At 36.9% G+C, this 26,091-nt stretch carries 25 protein-coding genes; 19 read left to right on the top strand and 6 right to left on the bottom strand.

Annotated elements, in window-relative coordinates:
* Positions 1–24 precede the first annotated feature (24 nt).
* The 14 genes from ACFSQJ_RS13540 to ACFSQJ_RS13475 all read left to right on the top strand — a co-directional run bounded on the left by ACFSQJ_RS13540 (position 25) and on the right by ACFSQJ_RS13475 (position 14,181).
* The gene (locus tag ACFSQJ_RS13540; protein WP_377767506.1) at positions 25–1,233 is read left to right on the top strand and encodes a hypothetical protein; all 1,209 of its coding nucleotides are present in this window, start codon (positions 25–27) and stop codon (positions 1,231–1,233) included.
* Between the two features lie 76 nt (positions 1,234–1,309).
* Positions 1,310–2,626, top strand: coding sequence for a PDZ domain-containing protein (locus ACFSQJ_RS13535; protein WP_377767505.1), 1,317 nt, complete (start codon positions 1,310–1,312; stop codon positions 2,624–2,626).
* A 31-nt stretch (positions 2,627–2,657) separates the two neighbouring features.
* Positions 2,658–3,749, top strand: coding sequence for a S41 family peptidase (locus ACFSQJ_RS13530; protein WP_377767504.1), 1,092 nt, complete (start codon positions 2,658–2,660; stop codon positions 3,747–3,749).
* Complete coding sequence (locus ACFSQJ_RS13525) at positions 3,736–4,638, top strand: DUF5694 domain-containing protein (RefSeq protein ID WP_377767503.1); 903 nt, start codon at positions 3,736–3,738, stop codon at positions 4,636–4,638. Before ACFSQJ_RS13530 ends, ACFSQJ_RS13525 begins: the two co-directional genes overlap by 14 nt.
* Positions 4,639–4,649: 11 nt before the next feature.
* Entirely contained in the window at positions 4,650–5,600 is a 951-nt protein-coding gene (locus ACFSQJ_RS13520) for a hypothetical protein (RefSeq protein WP_377767502.1), read from the top strand.
* A 4-nt stretch (positions 5,601–5,604) separates the two neighbouring features.
* Positions 5,605–5,952, top strand: coding sequence for a hypothetical protein (locus ACFSQJ_RS13515; protein ID WP_377767501.1), 348 nt, complete (start codon positions 5,605–5,607; stop codon positions 5,950–5,952).
* Between the two features lie 165 nt (positions 5,953–6,117).
* On the top strand, positions 6,118–6,756 hold the full coding sequence (locus ACFSQJ_RS13510) for a porin family protein (RefSeq protein WP_377767500.1): 639 nt from the start codon (positions 6,118–6,120) through the stop codon (positions 6,754–6,756).
* A 137-nt stretch (positions 6,757–6,893) separates the two neighbouring features.
* Complete coding sequence (locus tag ACFSQJ_RS13505; RefSeq protein ID WP_377767499.1) at positions 6,894–8,033, top strand: hypothetical protein; 1,140 nt, start codon at positions 6,894–6,896, stop codon at positions 8,031–8,033.
* Between the two features lie 331 nt (positions 8,034–8,364).
* The gene (locus ACFSQJ_RS13500; protein WP_377767498.1) at positions 8,365–9,528 is read left to right on the top strand and encodes a PSP1 domain-containing protein; all 1,164 of its coding nucleotides are present in this window, start codon (positions 8,365–8,367) and stop codon (positions 9,526–9,528) included.
* Complete coding sequence (locus ACFSQJ_RS13495) at positions 9,509–10,006, top strand: gliding motility lipoprotein GldH (protein WP_377767497.1); 498 nt, start codon at positions 9,509–9,511, stop codon at positions 10,004–10,006. The genes ACFSQJ_RS13500 and ACFSQJ_RS13495 overlap by 20 nt, the downstream gene beginning before the upstream one ends.
* A gap of 2 nt (positions 10,007–10,008) precedes the next feature.
* Positions 10,009–12,342 carry a transglycosylase domain-containing protein gene (locus ACFSQJ_RS13490; RefSeq protein ID WP_377767496.1) on the top strand — a complete coding sequence of 778 codons (2,334 nt, stop codon included), beginning with the start codon at positions 10,009–10,011 and terminating at the stop codon, positions 12,340–12,342.
* 9 nt (positions 12,343–12,351) lie between these two features.
* On the top strand, positions 12,352–13,056 hold the full coding sequence (locus ACFSQJ_RS13485; protein WP_377767495.1) for a CoA transferase subunit A: 705 nt from the start codon (positions 12,352–12,354) through the stop codon (positions 13,054–13,056).
* A gap of 32 nt (positions 13,057–13,088) precedes the next feature.
* Complete coding sequence (locus tag ACFSQJ_RS13480; RefSeq protein WP_377767494.1) at positions 13,089–13,469, top strand: hypothetical protein; 381 nt, start codon at positions 13,089–13,091, stop codon at positions 13,467–13,469.
* A gap of 58 nt (positions 13,470–13,527) precedes the next feature.
* Positions 13,528–14,181, top strand: a complete 654-nt coding sequence (locus ACFSQJ_RS13475) for a CoA transferase subunit B (protein WP_377767493.1) — start codon at positions 13,528–13,530, stop codon at positions 14,179–14,181.
* Here the strand turns inward: ACFSQJ_RS13475 and ACFSQJ_RS13470 are convergent.
* Positions 14,173–15,921: a PAS domain-containing hybrid sensor histidine kinase/response regulator gene (locus ACFSQJ_RS13470; protein ID WP_377767492.1), complete on the bottom strand. Its 1,749-nt coding sequence runs from the start codon at positions 15,919–15,921 to the stop codon at positions 14,173–14,175. The genes ACFSQJ_RS13475 and ACFSQJ_RS13470 overlap by 9 nt on opposite strands.
* Before the next feature lie 463 nt (positions 15,922–16,384).
* Here ACFSQJ_RS13470 and ACFSQJ_RS13465 point away from each other — a divergent pair, with 463 nt between their 5' ends.
* Positions 16,385–16,900, top strand: coding sequence for a GNAT family N-acetyltransferase (locus tag ACFSQJ_RS13465; RefSeq protein ID WP_377767491.1), 516 nt, complete (start codon positions 16,385–16,387; stop codon positions 16,898–16,900).
* A 1-nt stretch (position 16,901) separates the two neighbouring features.
* Complete coding sequence (locus tag ACFSQJ_RS13460; protein WP_377767490.1) at positions 16,902–18,056, top strand: serine hydrolase domain-containing protein; 1,155 nt, start codon at positions 16,902–16,904, stop codon at positions 18,054–18,056.
* Between the two features lies 1 nt (position 18,057).
* Here the strand turns inward: ACFSQJ_RS13460 and ACFSQJ_RS13455 are convergent, their stop codons facing one another.
* The 5 genes from ACFSQJ_RS13455 to ACFSQJ_RS13435 form a co-directional block, all read right to left on the bottom strand.
* Positions 18,058–19,212 carry a methionine aminotransferase gene (locus ACFSQJ_RS13455; protein WP_377767489.1) on the bottom strand — a complete coding sequence of 385 codons (1,155 nt, stop codon included), beginning with the start codon at positions 19,210–19,212 and terminating at the stop codon, positions 18,058–18,060.
* Between the two features lie 32 nt (positions 19,213–19,244).
* Positions 19,245–19,727 (bottom strand): very short patch repair endonuclease, encoded by a 483-nt coding sequence (locus ACFSQJ_RS13450; protein WP_377767488.1) that lies wholly within the window; start codon positions 19,725–19,727, stop codon positions 19,245–19,247.
* A gap of 62 nt (positions 19,728–19,789) precedes the next feature.
* Positions 19,790–20,536 (bottom strand): succinate dehydrogenase/fumarate reductase iron-sulfur subunit, encoded by a 747-nt coding sequence (locus ACFSQJ_RS13445; RefSeq protein WP_377767487.1) that lies wholly within the window; start codon positions 20,534–20,536, stop codon positions 19,790–19,792.
* Positions 20,537–20,541: 5 nt separating this feature from the next.
* A complete protein-coding gene (locus ACFSQJ_RS13440; protein WP_377767486.1) occupies positions 20,542–22,545 on the bottom strand; it encodes a fumarate reductase/succinate dehydrogenase flavoprotein subunit in 2,004 nt (667 codons plus the stop codon).
* Positions 22,546–22,547: 2 nt separating this feature from the next.
* A complete protein-coding gene (locus ACFSQJ_RS13435; protein ID WP_377767485.1) occupies positions 22,548–23,216 on the bottom strand; it encodes a succinate dehydrogenase cytochrome b subunit in 669 nt (222 codons plus the stop codon).
* Positions 23,217–23,492: 276 nt separating this feature from the next.
* On the opposite strand from ACFSQJ_RS13435, the gene ACFSQJ_RS13430 reads away from it, so the two are divergent.
* The 3 genes from ACFSQJ_RS13430 to ACFSQJ_RS13420 all read left to right on the top strand — a co-directional run bounded on the left by ACFSQJ_RS13430 (position 23,493) and on the right by ACFSQJ_RS13420 (position 26,078).
* The gene (locus ACFSQJ_RS13430; protein ID WP_377767484.1) at positions 23,493–24,383 is read left to right on the top strand and encodes a RimK family alpha-L-glutamate ligase; all 891 of its coding nucleotides are present in this window, start codon (positions 23,493–23,495) and stop codon (positions 24,381–24,383) included.
* The gene (locus ACFSQJ_RS13425; RefSeq protein WP_377767483.1) at positions 24,361–25,317 is read left to right on the top strand and encodes a succinylglutamate desuccinylase/aspartoacylase family protein; all 957 of its coding nucleotides are present in this window, start codon (positions 24,361–24,363) and stop codon (positions 25,315–25,317) included. The genes ACFSQJ_RS13430 and ACFSQJ_RS13425 overlap by 23 nt, the downstream gene beginning before the upstream one ends.
* 107 nt (positions 25,318–25,424) lie before the next feature.
* Positions 25,425–26,078 (top strand): peroxiredoxin-like family protein, encoded by a 654-nt coding sequence (locus ACFSQJ_RS13420; RefSeq protein ID WP_377767482.1) that lies wholly within the window; start codon positions 25,425–25,427, stop codon positions 26,076–26,078.
* Positions 26,079–26,091: the final 13 nt, after the last annotated feature.

The raw sequence follows: 26,091 nt of genomic DNA, 5'->3' as shown, positions 1-26,091 counted from the left end.
AATTACATATTCTAAATTCCTGTTGTGAAACTAAATACTTTTTTTGTAACGATACTTTTCTTTGCCTTTTTGGGAATTAAAGCCCAAAATAAGTTAACGTTGGAAGATGTAGAAAAAGAAACCGTATACTTTTCGGTTTCAGAGGAGTTGCAATTTTCAGAAAATGTTTTGTCCATTTTAAATGAAGAAGCTGATAAAAATCAGTTTATTGGGATAGCCGAGGTGCATCAATCAGAACAATTAAGTCTTTTTACTTCTTCTTTTTTGGGAATTTTGAAATCTAATGGATTCAATCATTTTGCTCTTGAAGTAGGCGACTATGCCGCTACAATTCTAGAAGAAGGTTTTAAGGAGCCTACGGCAATAATGTCAAAAATAAAAGATTTAAATAAGAAGTATGGGAAGAGCAAGTTTCCATATCTGCCCTTCATTTTTGTTGACAAAATTGCTGATGCCAAATTTATTGAAGAGTCTGCACGACTGGAATTTAATCTCTGGGGAATAGATAGGGAATACGAATTTTCTTATTTGATGCATTTGGATAAAATGTACCAATTATCAACCAAATCGGATGTAATTTACCAATTGTACAATGAGGCTCAAAAAGAGATGACAAGTGTTGTTTTTAAGGATAAAATTTCAGGTAAATCCAAATACTGTTGGTTGCTTAACAATACCAAGATAAACCGCTTCTTAAATGAAGTTTCTAAGGAACAATATTTAAATAATTATGCTCAAGAACTAACAAACTCCTGGAATATCTATTGTTGGTTTGTACAAAAAAAAGGTGGTAGTGCCGCACGAGTCAAATATATGAGGAGAAAGTTTGATAGCCTATATAGTATAGCCACCCAAAAAGAAAAGCTTCCAAAGGTCCTAGCAAAATTAGGGGGCGTGCACTTAACACATGGCAACTCCATTTATGGCAGGTACGATGTAGGGCGCCATTTACACGAAAAAGCAAAAGCGAACAACACACAATTTTTAGCAATTAGGCACGTAAGGCGCTATAAAAATGGCCAAGATCAGATAAACAAAAGTGGTTGGAGTAATACCAGCTTTTTAATGCAAATGGGAAAAAAGGACAAATGGGCTTTAATAGACCTAAGACCATTAAAAGAAATGGTTGAAGAGCAAGGGCTGTCTGTGGATAAGGGCACTGCTTGGGAACTTAAAAACTATGATTGGTTTTTAATATCACCAAACGATTCTAAAGGAAAAATTAATAGATAGTATGGAGCAATCAACATTTGCAATTCAATGATGTATTGATCTCAATCAAAGATTATAGGACTCTTAAAATTAACACATGAAAACAACAGAACAATACTACTCTTTTCTTATCCTATTATGTTGCTTGTATTCTTTTGGTCAAGATTTGCCCAGAAGGGCCACTTTTGATGCTCAAATCTCTTGGCCAAACAACACGGTACCAGGGGCTATAATAAAAAGTATAGAAAGTAACTCTCCTCTTTACAGAGCAGGGATAAAACCAAATGACCGTATACTTTCCGTTAATGGTAGGGATGTAATTGACCAAGAAGATTGGAGTGCCATTGTTTTCGGCATTAGATCCAACCAAAAAACAACAATCAAAGTTAAAAGAGGCCAAGAATCAATTACAAAACAGATTAGTCTAAAACCGTTGGATTTTGAGACCAACAAAGGGGTTAAAACAATTTATTCCTCCATAACAAGTGATTTTGGGATAAAACAGCGTTCCATAATTACCGTGCCAGATGGTAATCTTGATAAAAAACACCCCGCAATCATACTCATACAAGGTTTGAGCTGTTCAACTGTAGAAAAGTATTCTGATAGAAGTAATAATTGGATAAGACTCATACAAGATTTGGCTGAAAAGTCGGATATGGTTTTATATAGAATTGAAAAACCCGGCGTGGGCGATAGTGAGGGCGACTGTGGCAAAATAGATTTCCTGACAGAGCTAAATGGGTATGAAACTGCTATTAAAGACCTAAAATCCAAACCCTACGTAGACCCAGATAAAATAATAGTTTATGGGAATAGTATGGGTAGTGCCTTGGCACCTTACTTAGCCACCACATATGACTTTGCAGGGGTAATTTCAGACGGCACCTTCTTTAAATCCTGGTATGAGCATATGCTTGAGATAGAGCGAAGAATCCTGGAGATTGAGGGGAAAAGCCAAGAAGAAATTTACGATTTGATGAATACCGTTTACGTTCCGTTATACTATGAAATGTTGATTAAGAAAAGAAGTTTTGAAGAGGTGCTACAGGAAAACCCAACATACGCCAAACACCATAGACAAGGGGTAAACCATATGTATGGTAGACCTATGGCATATTATCACCAAGTGCAGGATTTTAATTTTGCAAAACATTGGGAAAACCTAAAAGTCCCTGCAAGGATACGTTGGGGTACCAATGACTGGATAATGACGGAACATGATAATGATATGATTATCTCGGTTTTAGAGAAGAACAATCACCAAAACCATGAATTATTCAAATACAAAGATTTGGACCATTGGAGTACCATTCATCCAAATTACAGTAATAGTTTCAATTTTAAACCCGGCAAATGGGAAGACCAAATAAGCCAGCAAATTATTGATTGGGCATGGGAAATGGTCAACTAACCTATTACAGAAGGCCCCTTTAAAATTCAAGATGAAAAAAATAGCCATTATAATCAGTTGTTCCTTAACAATACTAAGTTGTAGCGATAGAGCGAACAATGCAAGAAAAAGACTCGATATAAGTGAGTTAGAGAATACATCGGATAGTATTACCTATTTCTTGGATTCGACCTTTGCCATAATTAAAAGGCATGGGTTATATAAAGATAAATTGGACTGGGAAAACATTCATGACACCTATTACAAACCAAATGTAAAGAAGGATAGTCTGGAGGCCATTTTTTCTGTGTTTTCAGAAATTTTTAATACTATGGAAGATAAGCATAGTATGATGTGGCACGGAAAAATATTATATAGCGCCACCATCGATTTTAATGATACATTGCCCGAAGCCAAAGAAACCCTAAGAGAAGCTTATAAAACAGGCGAAGCTGTGTTAATGGCCAAGCGCATTGAAGATTATGGTTATATAAGAATCCCTTATCTAAGATCAAGTGATGATTTTGAGGAAGAAGTCGCTAAATCCCAAGAAATTCAGGATATGATATGTGATATCTATTCTGATGATATCAAAGGATGGATTTTAGACCTCAGGTTAAATGGAGGTGGAGATATGTTTCCCATGATATCTGGAATTCAACAATTTTTAGGTGAAGGAACTTTTGCCTCGGTTTTAGAACAGCATAAAACTACGGATTGGTATATTAAAGATGGAGGTGTGTACTATGATAAAGATAGAGCGGCCGAATTAAAAAATTATTGCCTTCCCAAAAACCTTATCAATGCCAAAGTAGCTGTGCTGACTAGTCAGTTTACCGCAAGCTCTGGTGAAATTACGGGTTTGGCATTTAAGGGAAGGCCCAACACTATTTTTATTGGGGAACGAAGCAAAGGCTTAATGACGGCAAACGAAGTATACAGTCTGCCGTTTGGTGAGGGCATAGAACCTTTAGGTATCATCTTAACCCTATCAATAGGCTACGAACAAGACAGGAATAACAATCAAATGAGCTTCTTACGGCCAGATATTTATCTGTTTGAAGACGATAATTTTCATGAGTTAGAAAAAGATAAAAAAGTAATAGAAGCAATTAAATGGTTTAAATCAGATGAGAAAATTTAAAAATAAAATTGGAGTATTAGTTGGCATATTGACCTTTGCTGCTTGCAAAAAAGAAGAAGTACAAACTGTAAATGTTATGGAGACTCAAGATCCATTAGTAGAAAGCTTACCGTCATTAGATGAGGAACCAAAACACAAAGCAATGGTTCTTGGCACGTTTCACTTTGACTCCAATAGTGATGCAAGTGATATAAAAGGAAAAAATAGGATGGATATTTTTTCTGAGGACAATCAAAAGCAATTGGACAGTTTAATGAAAATCCTTAAAAAATTCAATCCAACAAAAATTGCTGTAGAATGGCAACCAAGAGTTCAACCGACAGTTGATTCGCTGTACAATGCGTATAAGAATGATAGCTGGGAAATTAGAAAAAATGAGATATTTCAAATAGGGTTTAGACTGGCCAAACAACTAAATCATGATAAATTGTACTGTGTAGATAACAGACCTCCAATGCCTGAAGCCATAAGTGAAATGGATGATGATGAAGATTTGGAAAATTTTGCAGATTCATTGGGGCAAAAAGAATTAATGCATGCTTATGATGATGACAACAAAGCTTTTAATGATTATTTGGACTCTATCCAAAAAACCAATACGGTGTTGGATGTGTTGGGGTTATACAATTCTGAACAGTATGCTAAAAGGAGCAAACAAATATGGTTGACCGGTATGGTAAATTTGGGTGTCTATGACAATTATATGGGAACCGATTTAACAGGGCACTGGTATAGACGCAACACACGCATTTTTGTAAATACCGCTAATTTGGTTGAAAACGAAGAAGAACGAATTTTAATTATTTACGGAGCTATGCATAAATGGCTTTTAGATGAGCTGTTTGAAGGTTCCCCTGAGTTTGAGTCAGTACAGTTTAACGATTTATAACCTTAAGAACCGTGCATAAAGTATTCATATTGGCCCTATTTTTTTCAATGTTCAGTTGCGCAAAAAAAGAACATAAAATTTCTATCTTATATACGAACGCCAACGTTTTTAATGGAGAGACATTTGCAAAAAAAGATTTTTTGGTAAAGGATGGGCTTTTTCAATTTAATGCAACATTTCAGCCAGACGTCATAGTCGATTTAAAAGACCAATATGTAATTCCGCCGTTTGGTGATGCGCACACCCATAATTTTGATAATCTGCAAAAGTTTGATAGCATTTACAAGGCCTATATAAGAGAAGGGGTGTTCTATATTCAGGTACTAAACAACCATTATTCCCATTATCTACAACTAAAAGATTCTATAAATAGCCCCGGAAAATTAGAGGTGGCTTTTGCTCACGGAGGAATTACCAGCACGGGAGGTCATCCGCATACATTATACGAAACCCAAGCCATAAACTACTCTTGGCGGGCAATGTTGGACCCTTCAAAAAAAGAAGAGCTTATAAATAGTAGGTTAAAGGAAAATGATGCCTATTATCTTATGGACTCTATTGCAGATGTAAGAAAAAAATGGGCAACTGTCACATCAAAAAAACCAGCTATTGTCAAGATTTACATGTCAAATATTTTAGATAGAACTAAAGAAATTACCAATAAAAATATTGGTAATTATGGATTGTCAGAGGTCGTAGTTACACAGGTCAGTGAGCTGGCCAGGAAGGACAATGTTCGCTTATATGCCCATATAGAAACCGTTTCAGATTTCGAAGTCGCCTTAAAACACGATATAAAACATTTTGCCCATATGCCAGGATACGGAGGTGGTTTAGGAAATCCAGATTTACAAAAACTGACCATTTCAGATGCAACTCTTAAAGAGGCTGGCGCTAAAGGTGCCATGATTATTCCTACCGGTATCATTCGCAAAATACTATGCCAACTATTGGGACGGTAAAAAGATGGCCTTGGATACTGTTTTACTTCAAAAGAAATATGCATTTTTAAAAGAGCAACTCATTCGTTTTAAGAATGCAAATATTACAATTGCATTGGGTGCAGACCAAACGAATACAACTTTGTCGGAAGAAATTGATGATATTATTGAAATTGGGGCTTTTAATAATTTAGAATTGTTAAACATCCTTGTTCAATCTCCAAAAATCATATTTTCAGACAGAAACATTGGGGCTATTAAAGATGGATATGAGGCCAGTTTTTTGGTGCTCAAAGAAAATCCTTTAGAGGATATTACGGCAATTAAAAAGATTGTAAAGAGGGTTAAGAATGGCTTGGAATTAAAGTGGTAATCTCTACTTTTTTAGATTAGCCAAGGCAACCCACAATACCGCACAACGTATTTGAACATCATATAGAACGTGAGGTTTGTTTTGCAAAATCATAGCTTAATGGAAAGTTCTCCCTCCGGTTTAATTTCAAAACTAGTTTTGGGTTAAATATTAAGTTAATAACAAATGAAAATTCAAAAATTAACAACTGTAATTTTAGTAGTTGCTTCACTTTCGGTTTGGGGCCAAAAACCCATAACTCCAGATTATGCAAAAGAAGCCTACAAGACAAACTTTGGGGTTAAAGCGGGTTTGAACATTTCTAATCAAACTGCAAAATATGATATCCCAGATGCATCTATTCAATTAACTACCACTGCCACATCTTCATTTCATATAGGGTTTTATGGCGACTTTAAGCTTTCTGAAAAAACAGGGGTTTTAGCAGAAGCCTTATATTCTCAAGAAGGTTCTGATGTTGACCTACAAGGCATAGACTTTAAACAAAGGGTCAACTACATTAAAGTTCCTCTTTTGCTTAATTACAGGCCTTTTTCCAATGGTTTATCTTTTCAATTGGGCCCCCAATTTGGTTTTATGGTAAAAGACACCATTGAATTGGATAATAATGATGGGGATCCTTTTGTGGATGCAGACTTTAAATCTTTTGAGTTTTCCGCAGTAGTTGGAGCGGAGTATAGGTTTACGCGCAATTTTAAGTTTGGTGCAAGATACAATCTAGGCATCTCAGATATTTCAAATACTGACGAAGGTACTTTTAGAAATAGAAATTTTCAACTATACGTAGGCTTTAAAATGTTCTAAATATATCTGAGGGTATAGATATTAATGTTGGTTTTAAAAGGTAGTTTCAATAATTGATTTTATAAAAAAATATTCAAGAAAGATTGTTTTAACCTGCCATATGAAACAGGTGATTAAAACCAAAAAAACAAATATTAATGAAACTGAAAATTCTAACTCCATTAGTAGTTTTTCCACTATTTTGTTCAGCACAACTATTATTCGAAGACAATTTTGAAACGGGTCTTGATAACTGGGAAGTTGAAAATATAGGAATTGCAGAAATAATCACTACCGAAGATAAATTGCATAAATCAGTACTACAACTTACACCAAACAAAACGGCAGAATGCATTCTGGTAAAGGATTCTGATAAATGGGATAAAGTTGTAATTAAAGGTGAAGCTCTTTTTCCAACAGACAGGCATGACTATTTAGGTCTTGTTTACAATTATAATAAAACGGAAAGGGCTGATTTTGGATGTATTTATATAAAGGGGAAAGGAAGTTATATAAGGGTTAACCCCCATCGCGATGGCAATGCTTCCAGGGCGTTATATGAAGAGTATAGAACACCACTGGCCAATGATGCCGAAATAAAGAAAAACAAATGGTTTTCGTTTAAAGCCGAAATCATTGATGCTGAGTGTCATTTTTATGTGACCGATATGAAAACCCCTAAAGTGGTTTTCCAGCATTATGAATACCCAAAAGGAAAATTAGGTTTTAAGCCTCGACTTGCAGGTGGTGAGGTTTGGATGGATAATATTTCAATTGAGCGAATTGATGATTTTAGTTATGTGGCACCAATGAGCCAAACGGACATCAATTATAATAGAGAGGCATTGATAAATAACTGGAAAGCTTTAGGGCCATTCAGTAAGCGTATCAATGAAGTAGAAGGTTCAACTAAAAACCAAACGCTAAGAGTTGATGGGCAAAAATTTGAATGGAAAAATTTTTCAACCGATGTTAGGGGTTGTTTATTGGCAGGGAAAATCTCAAGGTTCAAAACAAATCAAAAATTGGTTTATTTCTCAACACAAATCAATTCAAACAAGAATAAACAAATAAAAATTCACTTCGGCTCTTTGAACAATTTACATGTTTGGGTCAATTCAAACTACATTGGCCTTATTGAAAAACAAAAACTTGCCTGGTTTGATTTTTTTGAAAACTCGGAACATTCTGGTCAAAGTCTTCCAATAACCTTGGATAAAGGTGCAAATCGAATATTAGTATTGGTGGAGGGAGGTAATTATAGTGGTGATGGATTTTATTCGCATGTCAACAACTGAAAAAATCTGTGAGTCATCTCAAAATAGATGAAGGCCTCCTGTTTAATGACAACCGCTGAGTCATTTGAACTTTCTTCTTCCTTACCACAAAATACATTGTGTTGTCATTGTAAAAGCAAATAGCTGGAGCTTTAGGACAATATGTGAATGTTAAGTTATATTTTTTCCGACTCTTATGTCACTCAGATTAAATCAGAACTATTTCTATACAAAAACCTATAACCTAAAGACAGTAGAGGTTTAGTTAATTTAGCTATATTTACTTCTAGTTAATTTATGAACCCTAATTAAGAAATTGCTCTGGCTTTTTTCTTAATTCAATATATAAAGTATGGGATGTAGCAGTTGTTCAACCGGTAAGGATGGGCAGCCGCGGGGATGCAAGAATAATGGCACTTGTGGCACTGATGGTTGTAATAAACTCACGGTATTTGATTGGCTTTCTAACATGTCTTTGCCCAATGGGCAAAAACCTTTCGACTGTGTAGAAGTCCGTTTTAAAAATAGCAGAAAAGAATTTTTTAGGAACTCCGAAGGCCTATCGTTAGCGATTGGAGACGTAGTCGCTACTCAGGCAAAGTCTGGTCATGATGTTGGTATAGTAACCTTAACAGGCGAGCTGGTAAAGGTTCAAATGAAACGAAAAAAAGTAGACCCTACTGACCAAGATTTACCAAAAGTATACCGAAAAGCTTCTCAAAGAGATATCGATATTTGGCAAAAATGCCGTGATAAAGAAGCTGAAATTCAAAAACGATCTAGAGAAATTGCTATTTCGCTGAACCTACAAATGAAGCTCAGCGATGTGGAATTTCAGGGTGATGGATCTAAGGCTACTTTTTACTATACTGCCGAAGACCGTGTTGATTTTCGTCAGTTAATTAAAGATATGGCCAAGGCCTTTTCAATTCGTATCGAAATGCGCCAGATTGGATATCGCCAAGAGGCCCAGCGTTTAGGTGGAATTGGTTCTTGCGGGCGCGAATTGTGCTGTTCAACCTGGCTGCATGATTTTAGATCGGTAAGTACGTCGTCGGCAAGATATCAGCAATTGGCACTAAATCCGCAGAAATTAGCAGGGCAATGCGGAAAGCTAAAATGTTGTTTGAATTATGAGTTGGATATGTATCTTGATGCTTTAAAAGATTTCCCGGGGCAAGACACAAAACTACATACCGAGAAAGGCGTTGCCTTTTGTCAGAAATCCGATATTTTTAAAGAAACGCTTTGGTTTTCTTACAAAAACGACCCTTCTAATTGGTATGCTTTAAGCAAAGAGAGGGTTCAAGAGATAATTGAAAAGAATAAGAAAAAGGAATCTGTTGCCAGCCTTGAGCAGTATGTTGTCGAAACAGTAACCGAAGAAAAAATGGTCTTTGAAAATGTAGTTGGGCAAGACAGTCTAAACCGTTTTGATAGACCAAAGAAGAACAAAAAGAGGAATCACAATAAAAAGCGAAGAAGAAACAAACAAAATGCACATAAGAAATCTTAAATATCTTCTTTTTAGTGGTGTTTTTGCCTTGTTAAGTTCATGTGAAACACAAACTGCCTATTCTGAGTACAAACAATTAGACAAAGGGGTTTGGCAAGTAGAAGATACCGTACAGTTTAGTTTTTCTGATTTGGATCTATCGAAACCGTATGATGTATATCTTAACCTTAGAAATGACAATAATTTTCAATACAGCAACCTTTTTTTAATCACTGAGTTGGACTATCCTAACGGTGAAACAGTTTCGGATACTTTAGAGTATGAGATGGCGTTGCCAGATGGCAGTTGGTTGGGTAAGGGTTTTGGCAGTGTAAAGGAAAATAAACTTTGGTATCGTGAAAACATCGTTTTTCCAGATTCGGGCGTATATAAACTAAAGATTTCGCACGCAATGCGGCAAAACGGAAAAGTTGATGGCATCTCTAACCTTACCGGGATTACCGATGTCGGAGTAGAAATAAGTAAAAGAACAAAATAGCTATGGCAAAGGCTACAAAAAAGAAAAGTACAGGTTTCGTTAAATATATAAAGTGGTTTTGGATTTTATTTGGTTCAGGGATTGCTCTAGTAGCCCTGGTTTTTTTATTAGCTTCTTGGGAAGCATTTGGCGAAATGCCAACTTTTGAATCTTTAGAAAATCCGCAAACTAATCTGGCTACCGAATTTATTTCTTCCGACGGTCAAACACTTGGGAAGCTTTACCTCGAAGACAATAGAACACCAATAGCATTTGATCAACTTCCAAAAGTTTTGGTTGATGCTTTGGTGGCTACTGAAGATGTTAGGCATTATGACCATGCTGGAATAGATGCGAGAGGATTTGCAAGGGCTTTAATGTATTTAGGGAAAAAAGGTGGAGCGAGTACAATTTCGCAACAATTGGCTAGACAATTATTTGTTGGCAAAAAAGCGCAAGACTGGAGGAGGTATTTTCAAAAAATTCGTGAATGGGTAATTGCAACAAGACTTGAAAGAAATTATACCAAAGAAGAAATCATAGCCATGTATTTCAACATATATGATTTTGGTAACAACGCAGATGGTATCCGTTCAGCTACTAGAATTTATTTTGGAAAAGAACCAATGGAATTAAGAACGGAAGAAGCAGCTATGCTGGTTGGCATGTTTAAAAATTCATCATTTTACAATCCTAGGCCGCATAGAAACCCGGTTGGCACAAGGAATAGAAGAAATGTAGTGTTGGCACAAATGGCAAAGTATGGTTATTTAGATGGCAAAATAAAAGACTCTTTACAAGAGCTTCCTCTAAAACTTAATTATAGTCCAGAATCCCATAAAGAAGGTTTAGCGACGTATTTACGAATGTATCTGCAGCGAAGCTGGTTAAAAAATTGGATCAAAGAAAATAAAAAGCCCAATGGTGAAGATTACAATATGTACCTCGACGGTTTAAAAATTTATACGACGATTGATTCGAGAATGCAAAAGAATGCAGAAGAAGCGGTAGTAGCACACATGAAAAAACTACAGGCTGAATTCTTTGTGCAGAATACAAAAGAACGAAATCCTACAACCCCATTTTTAGATTTAGAGAAGTTTGAAATAGACAATATTATGGAACGTGCCATTAAAACTTCCTCTCGTTGGAAAGCTTTAAAAGCACAGGGCAAATCTGAAAACGAAATCAGGGCTTCTTTTAAAAAGAAGATAAATATGACCGTTTTTGATTGGAACAGTGATTCTTACGAAAAGGATACGGTGATGAGCCCTATGGATTCTATCCGTTATTATAAAACCTTTTTACGGACGGCCATGATGTCGATGGAACCGCAAACGGGCCATGTAAAAGCTTGGGTAGGGGGCACTGATTATAAGCATTTTCAGTATGATAATGTAATCCAAGGTTCAAGACAAGCAGGGTCTACTTTTAAGCCTTTTGTATATGCAGCGGCCATTGATCAGCTAAGATATTCACCTTGTGATTCTTTGCCGGACACTCAATATTGTATTGAGGCTGGAAAACATGGTAATATGGAGTCTTGGTGCCCTAAAAATTCGGACGGGAAATACTCGGGTAAAAATAAGACACTTAAACAAGCATTGGCAAATTCTGTAAACACGATAACGGCAAGGTTAATAGACCAGGTAGGCCCAGGGTCGGTAGCAAGAATTGCAAAAAGTATGGGTATAACTAGAGATATCCTAGAAGTACCCGCTATAGCATTAGGCGTACCCGAAATGAATGTATTTGAGATGGTAGGAGCTTATGGTACTTTTGCCAATCAAGGGGTCTATGTAAAGCCTGTCGTGGTCACCAGAATTGAGGATAAGTATGGTACAGTTTTATATGAGTATGTGCCGGAAACCAAAGATGTTTTAAGTAAAGATGTTGCATATGCAATGGTCAATCTTATGGAAGGAGTTACACAATATGGTTCAGGAGGGAGATTAAGACATACCTTTAATAAAAATAATCAGGTTTATAAAGAGGTTGTTACTGGTTATCCTTATGAATTAACTAATCCGATTGCCGGTAAAACAGGTACTACGCAAAACCAAAGTGATGGTTGGTTTATGGGTATGGTACCTAACTTGGTAACTGGTGTATGGGTAGGTGGTGAAGAAAGATCTACACATTTTAGTCGTCTGGCTTATGGACAAGGAGCATCTATGGCGTTGCCTATTTGGGGCTTGTATATGAAAGCCAATTATGCCAACGAAGCCTTGGGTGTTTCAAAAGAAGCTTTTGAAAAACCTTCGAATTTATCCATAAATGTTGACTGTACTAAAATCATCAAAGAGATGAAAGATGATTTGGATACTGAAGACGATCTTGAAGACTTGGATTTTTAATACAAAACGATGATAAAAAAAGTAGTTTCTAATGTTTCTGAAGCTCTTGAAGGAGTACAAGACGGAATGACCTTTATGTTAGGTGGTTTTGGTCTTTGTGGAATTCCTGAAAATGCAATTACAGAATTGGTACGATTAGGAATAAAAGACATCACATGTATCTCCAATAATGCAGGAGTCGATGATTTTGGATTAGGGCTGCTACTTCAAAAACATCAAATTAAGAAAATGATTTCTTCATATGTCGGGGAGAACGATGAATTCGAACGCCAAATGTTAAGTGGAGAATTAGAAGTAGAACTCACCCCTCAGGGAACACTTGCAGAAAAATGTAGGGCTGCCCAGGCAGGTTTCCCGGCTTTTTATACCCCTGCGGGTTATGGCACTGAAGTAGCCGAAGGAAAAGAAACAAGGGAGTTTGATGGTAAAATGTACGTGCTTGAGCCTGCATTTAAAGCAGACTATTCATTTGTGAAGGCCTGGAAAGGTGATGAAGCAGGAAATTTAATTTTCAAGGGAACGGCAAGAAACTTTAATCCGTGTATGTGCGGGGCGGCTAAAATTACAGTTGCTGAGGTCGAGGAATTGGTTCCTGCTGGAATGCTCAATCCAAACGAAATTCATATTCCGGGAATTTTTGTACAACGCATTTTTCAAGGAGAGAAATATGAGAAACGAATAGAACAGCGAACTGTAAGAGCTAAAACAATCTAAATTTTAGATAAATAGACACCAATTTTTATTGTATGAGATTGACATATACTTGTTCAGCATGCAAGAAACAAAACTATTTAAAACTTAAAGCAAATACTAGAGCTGATTTACAGATGAAGTTTGGTGATGAAATGAAAGTAAATTGTAATAGTTGTGGAAAATTTGAAAAGAAACATATTAATAGAATAAGTGCTGTTGTAGATAATCGACAAGTAGTAGGTGGATTTGTAGCTGGTTTGATTATTGTTCTGTTATCTGGAATTTATTTGTTTTCAACTCCTAACAATGGAATAACTTGGTGGAAAGTCATTGCAGCGGCCGGTAGCACAATTGCGGGTATTCCTGTTTTTCTTTGGAATAGAGAAAACAAAGTAGTTGGAGACTTCAATAGATATGCAATTAGAAGAGAATAAATCAATAGCAGTAACATATAATTAAAAAGATTTCTATTTCTGCAGGAATAACAAAAAGATGTTAGATAAAAACGGAATCGCAAAGCGAATCGCACAAGAAGTACAAGACGGTTATTATGTAAACCTTGGTATAGGCATACCAACTTTGGTCGCCAATTTTGTACGCGATGATATTAGTGTAGAATTTCAAAGTGAAAATGGAGTACTTGGAATGGGACCTTTCCCATTTGAAGATGAAGAAGATGCAGATATCATTAATGCAGGCAAGCAGACCATAACAACATTACCTGGGGCATCATTTTTTGATTCGGCTACGAGCTTTTCCATGATTCGAGGCAAACATGTAGACCTTACCATTTTAGGTGCTATGGAAGTCGCAGAGAACGGTGATATCGCTAATTGGAAAATACCTGGAAAAATGGTCAAGGGGATGGGTGGTGCGATGGACTTGGTTGCCTCGGCGGAAAATATCATTGTAGCCATGATGCACACCAATAGGGCAGGTCATTCTAAGCTGCTAAAAAAATGTAGCCTACCGCTAACAGGAGTTGGATGCGTTAAAAAGATAGTTACCAACCTAGCGGTTTTAGAAGTTACTAACGAAGGATTTAAACTTTTAGAACGTGCACCAGGAGTTTCTGTTGAAGAAATTAAAAATGCTACCGAAGGAAATCTTTTGATTGAAGGAAATGTTCCTGAAATGCTAATTTAAATAATCGACTTTTTTATATCCTATGGTTTGCATTCTCTTTAGGGTGCTAAATAAGGTATTAGGATTAAAAGGTTTGCTAATATGACCGTTCATTCCGGCTTCATCGTATTCTTTCTCCATATGCACCGCAGTTGCAGCTGATAAAGCTATAATCGGTATATTGGAGTCAAACTTCCGAATTGTTTTGGTTGCTTCAAAACCGTTCATGTTTGGCATCATAATATCCATTAAAATCAAATCAAACGAACCATTTTGATATTTTTCAACTGCTTCATTACCATCAGTCGCTATTTCAAAAGAAACATCCCACTTAGATAAGAACTTTCGCAAAACAAGGCAATTTACTTTATTGTCTTCGGCAACTAAAACAGATAGCCCTCTTAGTGACTTATTTGAATTGTTCTCTTGAATTTCTAGATGTTTTTGATGTTGATTTTCACTACCAATTTCAAAAGTCAGAGGAAAACTGAAAATAGACCCTATACCAGGCTCACTTTGCAGGTTAATTTTACTGCCCATCAATTGCAATAGTTTTTTACAAATGCTAAGCCCTAAACCAGTGCCTCCAAATTTTCTGGCTGTAGTCGTATTGGCTTGCGTAAACGAATTAAAGATCTTTTGTCTCTCACTTGTTGAAATGCCAATACCCGTATCTATTATCTCAAAATTTAAAGTTACATGCTTACTGGTTTTCTTACTCTTTTTAATATTAAGAACAACCCCACCAGATGAGGTAAACTTTATGGCATTACTTATTAGGTTTCTTAAAATTTGTGCTAGTCGGGTAGCATCGCCTATTAAAATTTCAGGAATACCATAATCTCTATTTACTGAAAAATTGATTTCTTTTTCTTCGGCAATATTTAAGTATGTCGATAAAAAACTATTGATGACATTCGAAAAGTTAAACTCAACATTTTCCAGTTCAATATTACCACTTTCTATTTTTCCAAAGTCTAGCACGTCGTTCACTAATGAAAGTAAATGTTCCGAAGAATGCTTAAGAATATTTAGATTTTCTAATTGTGAACTGTGAGGGTTTTCTATAAGAAGTAAATGCGAAGTGCTTATTACTGCATTTAACGGAGTTCTAATTTCATGTGATATGGTCGATAAAAACTCATCTTTGGCCTTATTGGCCAGAATTTCTTTTTCTTTTGCCTGAAGCAAAGAAAGCTCTACCTTTTTCTGCGAAGTAATATCACATATGGTGCCTATATATCCTATGGGTTCGCCAGAAAGCGAAAAAATCGTTTTTATGCTCACATCAAGCCAATGCGGTTCGCCATTGCTAGGATGGATTTCCAACACCTTACAATACGATTTAAAACTGCTATTTATTAATCTGCTTAATTCTAAATTGTCTTTTGGCTTTAGAATACCAAGATACTTGGTGTAAGGCTCCCCAAGACAATCTATGACCTTTAATCCAGTTAATTTTTCCCAAGCTTGATTCAAGTAAATCCAATTTCCTGCCAAATCAATTTCAAAGACTACTTCGGTAATATTGTCAACGGCATTGTTCGCATTACGTGTAATATTCTCGATCTTCAGATTGGTGTGCGTTTTTTGTTTTCTATGAATCTCGAGCGACTGTTCGAGCTGTTTTATAGACGTTTCTAAAGAAAGGTAAGATTCATTTACTTTTTGTAAAAAAGATGGAAAGTCTTCGAACCCGTTTTTGAAGCTGTCGAATTCGGACAATTGCTTTTTTAATAAAGGATTCAAATCATAACTCATACGCATGTAGGTATTTAAATAAGCAGTAAGACTTGTTTGGGACTCCTATATTACTATGATATATTTTATACACCTTATTTAATCGGCGTAATAATAAAAATATCGATAGATGGATGTAGATTACTATTCGTTTAGGCTATCAAAACATACTTGTTTTTCCATTTACAACAACCTAATTCGAATTCACAACATAAATTTTAACTATTAATAGTTGTGGTTTAGTTTTGATATAACAAAATATTTACCCAAATTAACCACTTAAAATTTACCCCATGACATCAGAATTTAACCATATGCCTATTGAAGAAGAAATCAAGGTATATCGTAATGATTTTTATGCTGGCTTTGCGCTATTAGTAAAAAAGCTTTTTATGTTATAAAGATTCATTAAAGACATTTTTAAAAGGGCAACATCCATGATGTTGCCCTTTTTCATTATTCGCATTTGGGTTACATTAGTTATATGGAACTGGATTTTCAAAAATGTTGTGAGAAAGATGTACCTGTACTCTCTAAAATTTCCCGCGAGACTTTTACAGATGCCTTTTCACTACAGAACAATCCACGCGATTTTCAAGATTATATTCATAAAGCATTTTCACATTCCACTTTAAAAAGGGAACTAAATACCAAAGCTTCACATTTCTTCTTCATTTATTTAAAGAAACAACTAATCGGGTACTTTAAATTAAATGAGTTTGATGCCCAAAGCGAATTAAAACAGCCAGAGGGTATAGAATTGGAACGGATTTATATTATTCATAAACATCAAGGAAAGAACTTAGGTGCCAAAACACTGTTAGAGGCTTTAAAAATCGCAAGACAAAAAGAGAAACAATATATTTGGCTTGGAGTGTGGGAACATAATTTAGATGCCATTCGTTTTTACCAGAAACATGGTTTTGTAAAGTTTGATACACATCCCTATTACATCGGAAACGACAAACAAACCGATTGGTTAATGCGAAAAGAACTATAACATGAATAAGTTAAGCCTGAGTTGTATAACAATACTGTTGACGTTTAATCTTCTCTGCGGGCAGGAGTACTACTTTCCTGAGCGCAATGAAATTTGGAAAGGGCAAAGTGCCCAAACGCTAAATATCAATAATGAAAAGCTCTCAGAAGCTATAGAGTTCGCCAAGAATAATGAATATTCTGGCTCAAGAGATTTGCGTATTGCTATTTTAAAGGGTTTTGAACGCGAGCCTTTTCATGAAATCTTAGGCCCCACTAAAAAGCGAGGCGGTCCAGCAGGTATGATTTTAAAGAACGGTTATCTGGTTGGTTCTTGGGGCGATACTAAAAGAGTTGATATGACCTTTAGCGTTACCAAAAGTTTTTTATCCACCGTTGCCGGTCTAGCCGTAGATAAAAAATTGATAGCGAATACAAATGATAAAGTCGAAAATTATATTTGGGACGGTACCTTTAATGGTGAGCACAATTCAAAAATAACTTGGGAACATTTGTTACAACAAAATTCTGCATGGTCTGGAGAATTATGGGGAGGAAAAGATTGGGGGGACAGGCCACCAAGAGAAGGAGATGTCGACGATTGGAAATTTGAAAGACCAAAAGAACCGGGAACGGTTATGGAATATAATGATGTTCGTGTAAATGTTTTGGCTTATTCTTTAACTCATGTTTGGCGTAAACCTTTGCCCATGGTCTTAAAAGAAAACTTAATGGACCAAATAGATGCTTCTACAACGTGGCGTTGGCACGGGTATGACCATGCATGGACGGAAATTGACGGAGTACAAATGAAATCAGTTACCGGAGGAGGCCATTCTGGGGCGGGTTTATTTATTTCTACCGAAGATATGGCACGTTTCGGACTGTTATTCTTAAATGAGGGTCATTGGAAAAATGAGCGATTATTAAGTAAAGAATGGATTTCAAAAGCGATTACACCTTCTAAACCCAATGTAAACTACGGTTATATGTGGTGGCTGAACAAAAAAGGAAGTCGCCATTGGAAAGGGCTTTCAGAGAACATCTACTACGCCGCAGGTTTTGGAGGTAATTTTATCGTCATTGATAAGGAAAATGATTTGGTCGTGGTTACCCGTTGGCTAGAACCTAATAAAATAGGTGAGTTCATGACAAAGGTGAATGCTTCTTTAAAATAGGTTATATTTTATTTAAAATATCGGCCGCTTGTTGAAGTGTTTCTTCTTTTTTTGCAAAACAAAAACGTAGCATTTTATCACTTCTATAGTTTAAATTAAATTCTGAAACTGGAATGCTTGCCAATTTATGTTCAAGAATGAGGCGCCTTACAAGTTCATCATCCTTCTCATCTGTAATCTCTGAATAATCTAAAATTTGAAAAAATGACCCCTGGCTAGGGGTAAATTTAAAACGTGAACCTTTAATGGCATCTAAAAAGAAATCTCGTTTCTTTTGATAGAAAGCACCTAATTCTAAATAGTGATTTTCGGTTTGAAGGTAAGTAGCCAAAGCATGTTGTACCGGTCTTGGTACACAAAACACATTAAATTGATGCACTTTTTGAAATTCATGCATAAGCCCTTGGGGAGCTACGCAATAACCGATTTTCCAACCAGTAACATGAAAGGTCTTTCCAAAAGAGGAGCATATGATGCTTCTAGAAGCCAAATCTATAAAACGTGAGGCACTTTGATGTGTTTCGCCATCAAAAATAATATGCTCATACACTTCATCGCTCAATAAAATAATATTGGTGCCACGCAGAATTTTTTGTAACCGTAACATATCATTTTTTGAAAAAATACGGCCTATGGGGTTGTGGGGCGTATTGATGATTACCATTTTGGTTTTGGCAGTTATTTTGGTTTTGAAGAGTTCCCAATCTACTTCATAGCCGGGAGCATCAAGTTCTACATGAACGGTGTGCCCCCCATTAATTTTAATGGCAGGTTCATAACAATCGTATGCAGGCTTAAGAACAATTACTTCGTCACCAGCATTTATGAAAGCTGTAATCGCGGTATAGATAGCTTGAGTAGCACCTGCTACTATTGTAATTTCGTTTTCCGGGGAATAGTGATGGCCATTAAGTTTTTGAATTTTATCGGATAGTATTTCGCGCAGCTCTGGAAGCCCTTTCATGCCGGCGTATTGGTTGTGCCCGTTTCTCATTGCTTTGCTGACAAGTTCTATGAGCTCTGGGTCGGCATCAAAATTGGGAAACCCTTGTGATAGATCAATGGCATTATGTTTTCTGGCCAAGTCACCGACAACCGTAAAAATTGTCGTTTTAACATCTGGGAGTTTAGAGTTTATGATTGGTGCTGTAATCATGGTTAAAAATTAGTTAACTAAGTTAACTAATTTTATTTGATTTGTCGTTGTACCGCTTCTAAATGGAGGATTACTTTTTGAAGACAGTTATCCAATTTTTTTTTTACATCGGTTTCCCAAAAGCGAAATACGGTATAACCTAACGCTAGAAGCTCTTGGTTAACTTCCTTGTCTCGTTGCATGTTTCGCTCAATCTTAGCAATCCAAAACTCACGGTTGGTCTTTATTTTAGGTTTACGTTCTTCCCAATTATAACCATGCCAGTATTCACCATCTATAAAAATGACTGTTTTATATTTTTTTAAGGCAATATCGGGTTTGCCTATTAGTTTTTTATAATCGATTCTATATCTGTAACCTGCCGCGTATAGCGCTTTTCTAAAAGCAAGTTCGGGCTTGGTATTCTTACCTCTGATTTTGCCCATAATCTTTGAGCGTTCAGGGGTAGTGTAAAAGCCAGATTTCTCATTGAATCGAGGGACTTTAATACGCTCTTCCGAATATTTTTTTGGCATATTTAAAAATAAAAAATCCTGCTCGGATGGGAGCAGGATTCATATGTTTAAAAAAGTCGTGTTTATCCCTTAATGTTTGCCGCTAAATATTCCCTATTCATACGGGCAATGTTCTCTAATGAGATTCCTTTAGGGCATTCTACTTCGCAAGCTCCAGTGTTGGTACAGTTACCAAAACCTTCCAAGTCCATTTGGCGCACCATATTTTGAACGCGGTCAGCAGCTTCTACTTGACCTTGAGGTAGCAAAGCAAACTGAGATACTTTTGCAGAAGTAAATAACATAGCACTTGCATTTTTACAAGCGGCCACACAAGCTCCACAACCAATACATGCAGCAGAATAAAAAGCCTCATCTGCGTCATGCTTATCGATTGGAATAGAGTTGGCATCTTGGGTATTTCCGGAAGTATTTACAGAAACATAGCCACCAGCTTGCTGAATACGGTCAAAAGCACTTCTGTCAACAATTAAATCTTTAATTACTGGAAAAGCTTTTGCTCTAAAAGGCTCAATGACAATAGTATCACCGTCATTGAATTTACGCATGTGTAATTGGCAAGTTGTAACCAAACGGTCCGGACCATGAGGCTCGCCATTAATTTGTAAAGAACATGAACCACAAATACCTTCACGACAATCGTGATCAAATTCTACGGGTTCTTCACCCTTTGCAATTAAATCTTCATTTAAGATGTCTAACATTTCTAGAAAAGACATATCACCTTCAATACCATCAAGGGTATATTCGGCCATTTTGCCTTTGGCGTTAGCGTCTTTCTGTCTCCAAATTTTTAAGTTTAACTTCATAGCAATTATTTATAGGAGCGTGTTTTCAATTCAATATTTTCGTACTTCAAAGTCTCTTTATGAAGCTTGGCATCTTTTGGCTCACCTTTGTATTCCCAAGCAGAAACAAATTTGAAGTTTTTATCGTCCCTCAGGGCTTCTCCTTCAGGAGTTTGGTATTCTTCACGGAAATGACCACCGCAAGACTCGTTTCTTGTTAAAGCGTCTTTGGCAAAAAGCTCACCTAATTCTAAAAAGTCGGCAACGCGACCAGCTTTTTCAAGCTCTTGGTTTTTAGCATTGGCTTCTCCGGGAATTCTAACATTTTCCCAGAAATCTTTACGCAGTTCAGAAATCTCTGCAATAGCTTCTTTAAGCTCTTTTTCATTACGGGACATTCCGCATTTGTTCCACATGATTTTACCTAATTTCTTATGGTAATAATCCACGGAATGTTCTCCTTTGCCGGACATTAGTTTCTCTAACCTGTCCTTAACATCTTTTTCCGCAGCTTCAAACTCTGGAGAATCTGTAGAGATTGGTCCCGTTCTAATATCATCGGAGAGATAGTCCCCAATAGTATAAGGCAATACAAAATAGCCGTCTGCTAAACCTTGCATTAGCGCCGAAGCACCAAGTCTATTGGCCCCGTGATCGCTAAAGTTTGCTTCACCGGCGGCATAACATCCGGGTATGGTTGTTTGTAAGTTATAATCCACCCAAAGTCCGCCCATAGTGTAGTGCACGGCAGGGTAAATCATCATAGGAGTTTTATACGGATTCTCATCAACGATTTTCTCGTACATCTGAAATAAGTTTCCGTATTTGGCCTCTATAATTTCTTCACCTAGTTTTATGATAGTCGCTTCATCGGCATTTTTCATACCTGAGGTAAGTGCCTTTTCGGTTCCGTAACGTTTAATTGCCGCAGAGAAGTCTAAATAAACAGCTTCCCCGGTTTTGTTAACTCCGAATCCAGCATCGCAACGTTCTTTTGCCGCTCTAGACGCCACATCACGAGGAACTAAGTTGCCGAAAGCTGGATATCTACGTTCTAAATAATAGTCGCGTTCTTCTTCAGCAAGTTGTGTTGGCTTTAATTTACCGGCACGAATTGCTTCTGCATCTTCTTTGCGCTTCGGTACCCAAATACGACCGTCGTTACGTAATGACTCTGACATCAAGGTCAATTTGGACTGATGGTCTCCCGAAACCGGAATACAAGTTGGATGAATCTGCGTAAAACAAGGATTGGCCATAAATGCACCTCTTCGGTGTGCTCTCCATGCTGCCATTACATTACTACCCATTGCATTGGTTGAAAGAAAAAATACATTGCCGTAACCACCAGTGGCCAAAACCACGGCATGTGCCGAATGTCTTTGTATTTCTCCGGTGACCAAATCCCTGGCAATGATACCACGTGCTTTTCCATCTACCAATACCAAATCCATCATTTCGTGACGGTTCATTGGTTTGATTTTTCCTCTGTTGATTTGACGGTTCATTGCGGAATAGGCACCTAGTAACAATTGTTGTCCTGTTTGTCCTTTGGCGTAGAAAGTTCTAGAAACCAATACACCACCAAAAGAACGATTATCCAACAAACCTCCATACTCACGTGCAAAAGGCACACCCTGGGCAACACATTGGTCAATAATGTTGACAGATTCTTGCGCTAAGCGATATACATTGGCCTCCCTAGATCTGTAATCACCACCTTTAATAGTGTCGTAAAATAATCGGTAAGGACTGTCTCCATCACCTTGATAGTTTTTTGCTGCATTGATTCCACCTTGGGCAGCAATAGAATGCGCGCGTCGTGGCGAATCTTGGTAGCAGAATGTTTTTACATTATAACCCAATTCTGCAAGAGTTGCTGCAGCTGAACCACCGGCTAGACCGGTACCGACAACGATAATATCGATGTTTCTTTTGTTGGCCGGGTTAACCAGGTTAATGTCGTTTTTATGTTTGGTCCATTTTTCGGCCAATGGGCCTTCAGGAACTTTAGAATCCAATACTCCCATAATTAATGTGTTATTGGGTTAAGGTGGTGGTAAAGTGCTATAAAAGCAAAGCCTAATGGAATTACCACCGCGAAGATTTTAGCAAATGTTTTGATAGCTGGGGTGTACTTATTGTTCAAGCCCATACTCTGAAATGATGATGCAAAGCCATGCCATAAATGAAGGCTCAGCAAAACAAACGAAATCACGTAAATAACGGTTCTCCAGAACGGAGCGAATTTTTCGACAGTTTCCGCATGATATCTTGTTGGGTCTTCCGGAAGTACATCAATGTATTTGTAACTCATTTCATGTACCCAAAAATCGTAGAAATGAAGACCTAAAAAGGCTAGTACGACCAGACCTGAATATATCATGTTTCGAGATACCCAAGGTGCATTGGCACTACCTTTATATTTTACATAGCTTACCCCCCTTGCGCTTCGGTTCTGAAACTCTAAAATAAAGCCCATTACAAAATGGATGATTACCCCAGCAATTAGAATAGGCTGAAGCAGATACTGCACCAAAGGATTATAGCCCATAAAATGAGACCAAGTATTAAATGTCTCTGGGTCAATAACGGAAGTAATGTTGATGGTAAAATGTTGCGCCAAGAAAAAGACAAGAAAAAGACCTGAAAGCGCCATCACGACTTTTCTGGCCAGCGAAGATTTAATCAATCCACTCATTTGTTAGTTTTTTAACATTACAAAGTTACGGTACGGGCAAGTTATTAACAACTTTTACAACGTTTTCGTATTTTATTTATAATCAGTTTAAGCGAAGAATTTGAATTGTTTAAGATATGACTTTTTTGTTTGCATAAAACGATTAAAAAGCTGAACAAAATAAATTTAGATCACTACTAATTATAAAACTGTTTAAAAAATAAAAAGCACTTTAGCGTCAAATCAAAAATTTTTGAGCGATATTGAAAGGGTATATAATTTGCTTTTTATATTGGTATGGATATCGCCCTTTTGTCGGTAAGTTTAAATGTACATTCTACGAGAAGAATTGCTGAAGAAGCTGAAAAACTTGGCCATTATGTAGAACTTATTGATCATACCAAATGCTCCGTGAAATTAGGAGATGGTAAACCAAAAATATTTTTGGGCGAAGAAGATGTTACCAATGAGTTTGATGCAATTATCCCGCGAATAGGCACGAAAGTTACCCGTCATGGTGCGGCCATTGTAAAACAATTTGAAATGAACGGTGTTTTCAGTACCGCCCGATCTTTAGGTATTACCAGAGCCAGAAATAAAGTGCGTACCCTACAGATAATGGCGAGAAAAGGCATCCCTATTCCTGAAACCTTATTTTCTATAAACCCTGATAATATTGCTGAGCAGATACGTATTTTGGGCGGTGCACCTGTGATTATAAAAATTCAGGAAGGAACGCAGGGGATGGGCGTCATTTTGGCTGAAAGCAAAAAGTCCGCAAAGTCTATCATTGACACTTTTTATAAAATGGACACGAGTATTTTATTGCAGCGTTATGTTGAGGAGGCCAATGGTGAAGATATTCGCATTATTGTTGTGGGCAACAAGGTGGTGGCCAGCATGAAACGTACCAGTGAGATTGATGAGTTTAGATCTAATGTACATCGAGGAGGCAAAACTGAGGAAGTTGAGATTAGCCCAAGAGAAAAATATATTGCGCTTAATGCTACAAAATATTTGGGCCTTGGCGTTTCAGGAGTGGATTTAATGCGCTCAAAGAACGGACCAGTTTTATTAGAAGTCAACGCATCCCCAGGATTAAAAGGAATAGAAGGAGCCACTGGGGTAAATGTGGCAAAACATATCATTCAATTTGTAGAAAGAAATGCCCTTAGAAAACGAAAATAAGACCCTAACCATTAATGGCGATGATATCAAACCAGGGCAAAATAAGCTGGTGCGAATTCAAATTTCACGTTTGCCCACAGGTACCTTAATCGATATTCCTGTGCATGTTTTTAACGCCAAAAAACCGGGGCCGACAGTTTTACTTCAGGCCGGGCTCCACGGTGATGAAATTAATGGTGTTGAGACCCTAAGAAGAATGTTAGAAAAGAACGATTTCAATATTGAAAAAGGAGCCGTTATTGTGGTTCCTATTTTAAATATTTTCGGGTTCATCCATTTTTCTAGAGATGTGCCCGATGGTAAAGATGTGAACAGAAGTTTTCCTGGCACAAAATCCGGATCTTTAGCAAGTAGGATGGCTTATCATTATACCAATGAAATTTTACCTCAAATCGATTTCGGAATCGATTTGCATACCGGTGGAGGGCAGCGGCATAACTACCCTCAAATACGGTATACCGCAGAGGATGAAATAAGTAAGAAGTTAGCCAAAATTTTTAATGCGCCCCTCTATTTTGCATCCAAATTAATTTCAGGTTCTTTTCGTAAAGCAGCTTTTAAAATACATAAGCCTATAGTTGTTTATGAAGCTGGAGAGAGCATGCGTTTTGACGAACTCTCGATACAAACTGCTATTGAAGGTATTAAGAATGTGCTTATTGAGTATGGAATGTTGGCCGGTTCTAAATCATCGCAAAAAGAGAATGTACATTTAGAAAGTACAAGATGGGTAAGAGCATCAAGGGCGGGTATGTTCATTCCGGAAGTTGAGAATGGGGCGGCGATAGAAAAAGGACAAACATTAGGTGTCATTACAGATACTTTTGCTAAAAGAAGTAAAAAGATATTGGCTCCTTCAGATGGATATGTTTTCTGTATAAACCATCAAGCAGTGGTTAACCAAGGGGATGCTTTATTCCACATAGGCCGATAGTATCAATAACTGCTTATTTTGAGTATGCTTAGCCTTAACAGTATTTTAACCCATTGCTGGATAATGATTTAAATTTTACACGACCTAAGTGAGTAAATAGTATAACTATGTCACTTACAGAAACATTATTAGCGTATAACAAAAAAAGTAGAGAACGAATTCCTGCTGCCAGTTTGGCCATTATGGATAGGGCCACTAAAGCCTTGGTAAATGAAAATATTATAAATAATAGTATTAAGAAGGGTGATACACTTCCGGTAACCCAACTTGTGAATGCGAAAGGAGAAAAATTGGACCTTGGCAAACTATTGGATAACGGCCCGTTGGTTATTTCTTTTTATCGCGGTGGATGGTGCCCCTATTGTAATTTTGAGTTAAGGGCCTTACAACAGATTCAACCAGAGCTAAAGCAATTGGGGGCAAATTTGGTCGCGATAACACCAGAGACGCCGGATAATTCACTTACTACAGTAGAGAAAAATGAAATTGCTTTTGATGTGCTTACAGATTATGATAACTCGTATGCAAAAGAGCTTGGTCTGGTTTTTAAAATGCCACCGGATCTCCAAGAAGTATACAATGCCTTTGGTATTGATGTAGAAGCCCATAACGAAAATTCAAATTTTGAACTACCGATGCCAGCAACATTAGTTGTTGGGTCAAATAGAAAAGTGTTGTATTCCTTTGTTAATGAAGATTATACTAAAAGAGCTGATACAGTTGCCATTTTAGAAGCTTTAAAGCAATTGCAATTGGCTTAGACAATATAAAAGC

Origin of the sequence: Croceitalea marina (assembly GCF_042684265.1) — a bacterium.
GTDB classification, from domain to species: domain Bacteria; phylum Bacteroidota; class Bacteroidia; order Flavobacteriales; family Flavobacteriaceae; genus Croceitalea; species Croceitalea marina.
The sequence above is the reverse complement of the archived record's forward strand: the minus strand, read 5'-3'. Positions and strand labels throughout refer to the sequence as shown.

What these genes read in the sequence shown, in the direction of transcription:
- ACFSQJ_RS13460 (WP_377767490.1), top strand. Translation starts at nt 16,902, where the DNA reads ATGAATAAGTTAAGCCTGAGTTGTATAACAATACTGTTGACGTTTAAT.
- ACFSQJ_RS13535 (WP_377767505.1), top strand. Translation starts at nt 1,310, where the DNA reads ATGAAAACAACAGAACAATACTACTCTTTTCTTATCCTATTATGTTGC.
- ACFSQJ_RS13435 (WP_377767485.1), bottom strand. Translation starts at nt 23,216, where the DNA reads ATGAGTGGATTGATTAAATCTTCGCTGGCCAGAAAAGTCGTGATGGCG.
- ACFSQJ_RS13420 (WP_377767482.1), top strand. Translation starts at nt 25,425, where the DNA reads ATGTCACTTACAGAAACATTATTAGCGTATAACAAAAAAAGTAGAGAA.
- ACFSQJ_RS13495 (WP_377767497.1), top strand. Translation starts at nt 9,509, where the DNA reads ATGCACATAAGAAATCTTAAATATCTTCTTTTTAGTGGTGTTTTTGCC.
- ACFSQJ_RS13455 (WP_377767489.1), bottom strand. Translation starts at nt 19,212, where the DNA reads ATGATTACAGCACCAATCATAAACTCTAAACTCCCAGATGTTAAAACG.
- ACFSQJ_RS13470 (WP_377767492.1), bottom strand. Translation starts at nt 15,921, where the DNA reads ATGAGTTATGATTTGAATCCTTTATTAAAAAAGCAATTGTCCGAATTC.
- ACFSQJ_RS13430 (WP_377767484.1), top strand. Translation starts at nt 23,493, where the DNA reads ATGGATATCGCCCTTTTGTCGGTAAGTTTAAATGTACATTCTACGAGA.
- ACFSQJ_RS13450 (WP_377767488.1), bottom strand. Translation starts at nt 19,727, where the DNA reads ATGCCAAAAAAATATTCGGAAGAGCGTATTAAAGTCCCTCGATTCAAT.
- ACFSQJ_RS13475 (WP_377767493.1), top strand. Translation starts at nt 13,528, where the DNA reads ATGTTAGATAAAAACGGAATCGCAAAGCGAATCGCACAAGAAGTACAA.
- ACFSQJ_RS13440 (WP_377767486.1), bottom strand. Translation starts at nt 22,545, where the DNA reads ATGGGAGTATTGGATTCTAAAGTTCCTGAAGGCCCATTGGCCGAAAAA.
- ACFSQJ_RS13510 (WP_377767500.1), top strand. Translation starts at nt 6,118, where the DNA reads ATGAAAATTCAAAAATTAACAACTGTAATTTTAGTAGTTGCTTCACTT.
- ACFSQJ_RS13480 (WP_377767494.1), top strand. Translation starts at nt 13,089, where the DNA reads ATGAGATTGACATATACTTGTTCAGCATGCAAGAAACAAAACTATTTA.
- ACFSQJ_RS13490 (WP_377767496.1), top strand. Translation starts at nt 10,009, where the DNA reads ATGGCAAAGGCTACAAAAAAGAAAAGTACAGGTTTCGTTAAATATATA.
- ACFSQJ_RS13425 (WP_377767483.1), top strand. Translation starts at nt 24,361, where the DNA reads ATGCCCTTAGAAAACGAAAATAAGACCCTAACCATTAATGGCGATGAT.
- ACFSQJ_RS13445 (WP_377767487.1), bottom strand. Translation starts at nt 20,536, where the DNA reads ATGAAGTTAAACTTAAAAATTTGGAGACAGAAAGACGCTAACGCCAAA.
- ACFSQJ_RS13465 (WP_377767491.1), top strand. Translation starts at nt 16,385, where the DNA reads ATGGAACTGGATTTTCAAAAATGTTGTGAGAAAGATGTACCTGTACTC.
- ACFSQJ_RS13505 (WP_377767499.1), top strand. Translation starts at nt 6,894, where the DNA reads ATGAAACTGAAAATTCTAACTCCATTAGTAGTTTTTCCACTATTTTGT.
- ACFSQJ_RS13485 (WP_377767495.1), top strand. Translation starts at nt 12,352, where the DNA reads ATGATAAAAAAAGTAGTTTCTAATGTTTCTGAAGCTCTTGAAGGAGTA.
- ACFSQJ_RS13515 (WP_377767501.1), top strand. Translation starts at nt 5,605, where the DNA reads ATGGCCTTGGATACTGTTTTACTTCAAAAGAAATATGCATTTTTAAAA.
- ACFSQJ_RS13525 (WP_377767503.1), top strand. Translation starts at nt 3,736, where the DNA reads ATGAGAAAATTTAAAAATAAAATTGGAGTATTAGTTGGCATATTGACC.
- ACFSQJ_RS13500 (WP_377767498.1), top strand. Translation starts at nt 8,365, where the DNA reads ATGGGATGTAGCAGTTGTTCAACCGGTAAGGATGGGCAGCCGCGGGGA.
- ACFSQJ_RS13530 (WP_377767504.1), top strand. Translation starts at nt 2,658, where the DNA reads ATGAAAAAAATAGCCATTATAATCAGTTGTTCCTTAACAATACTAAGT.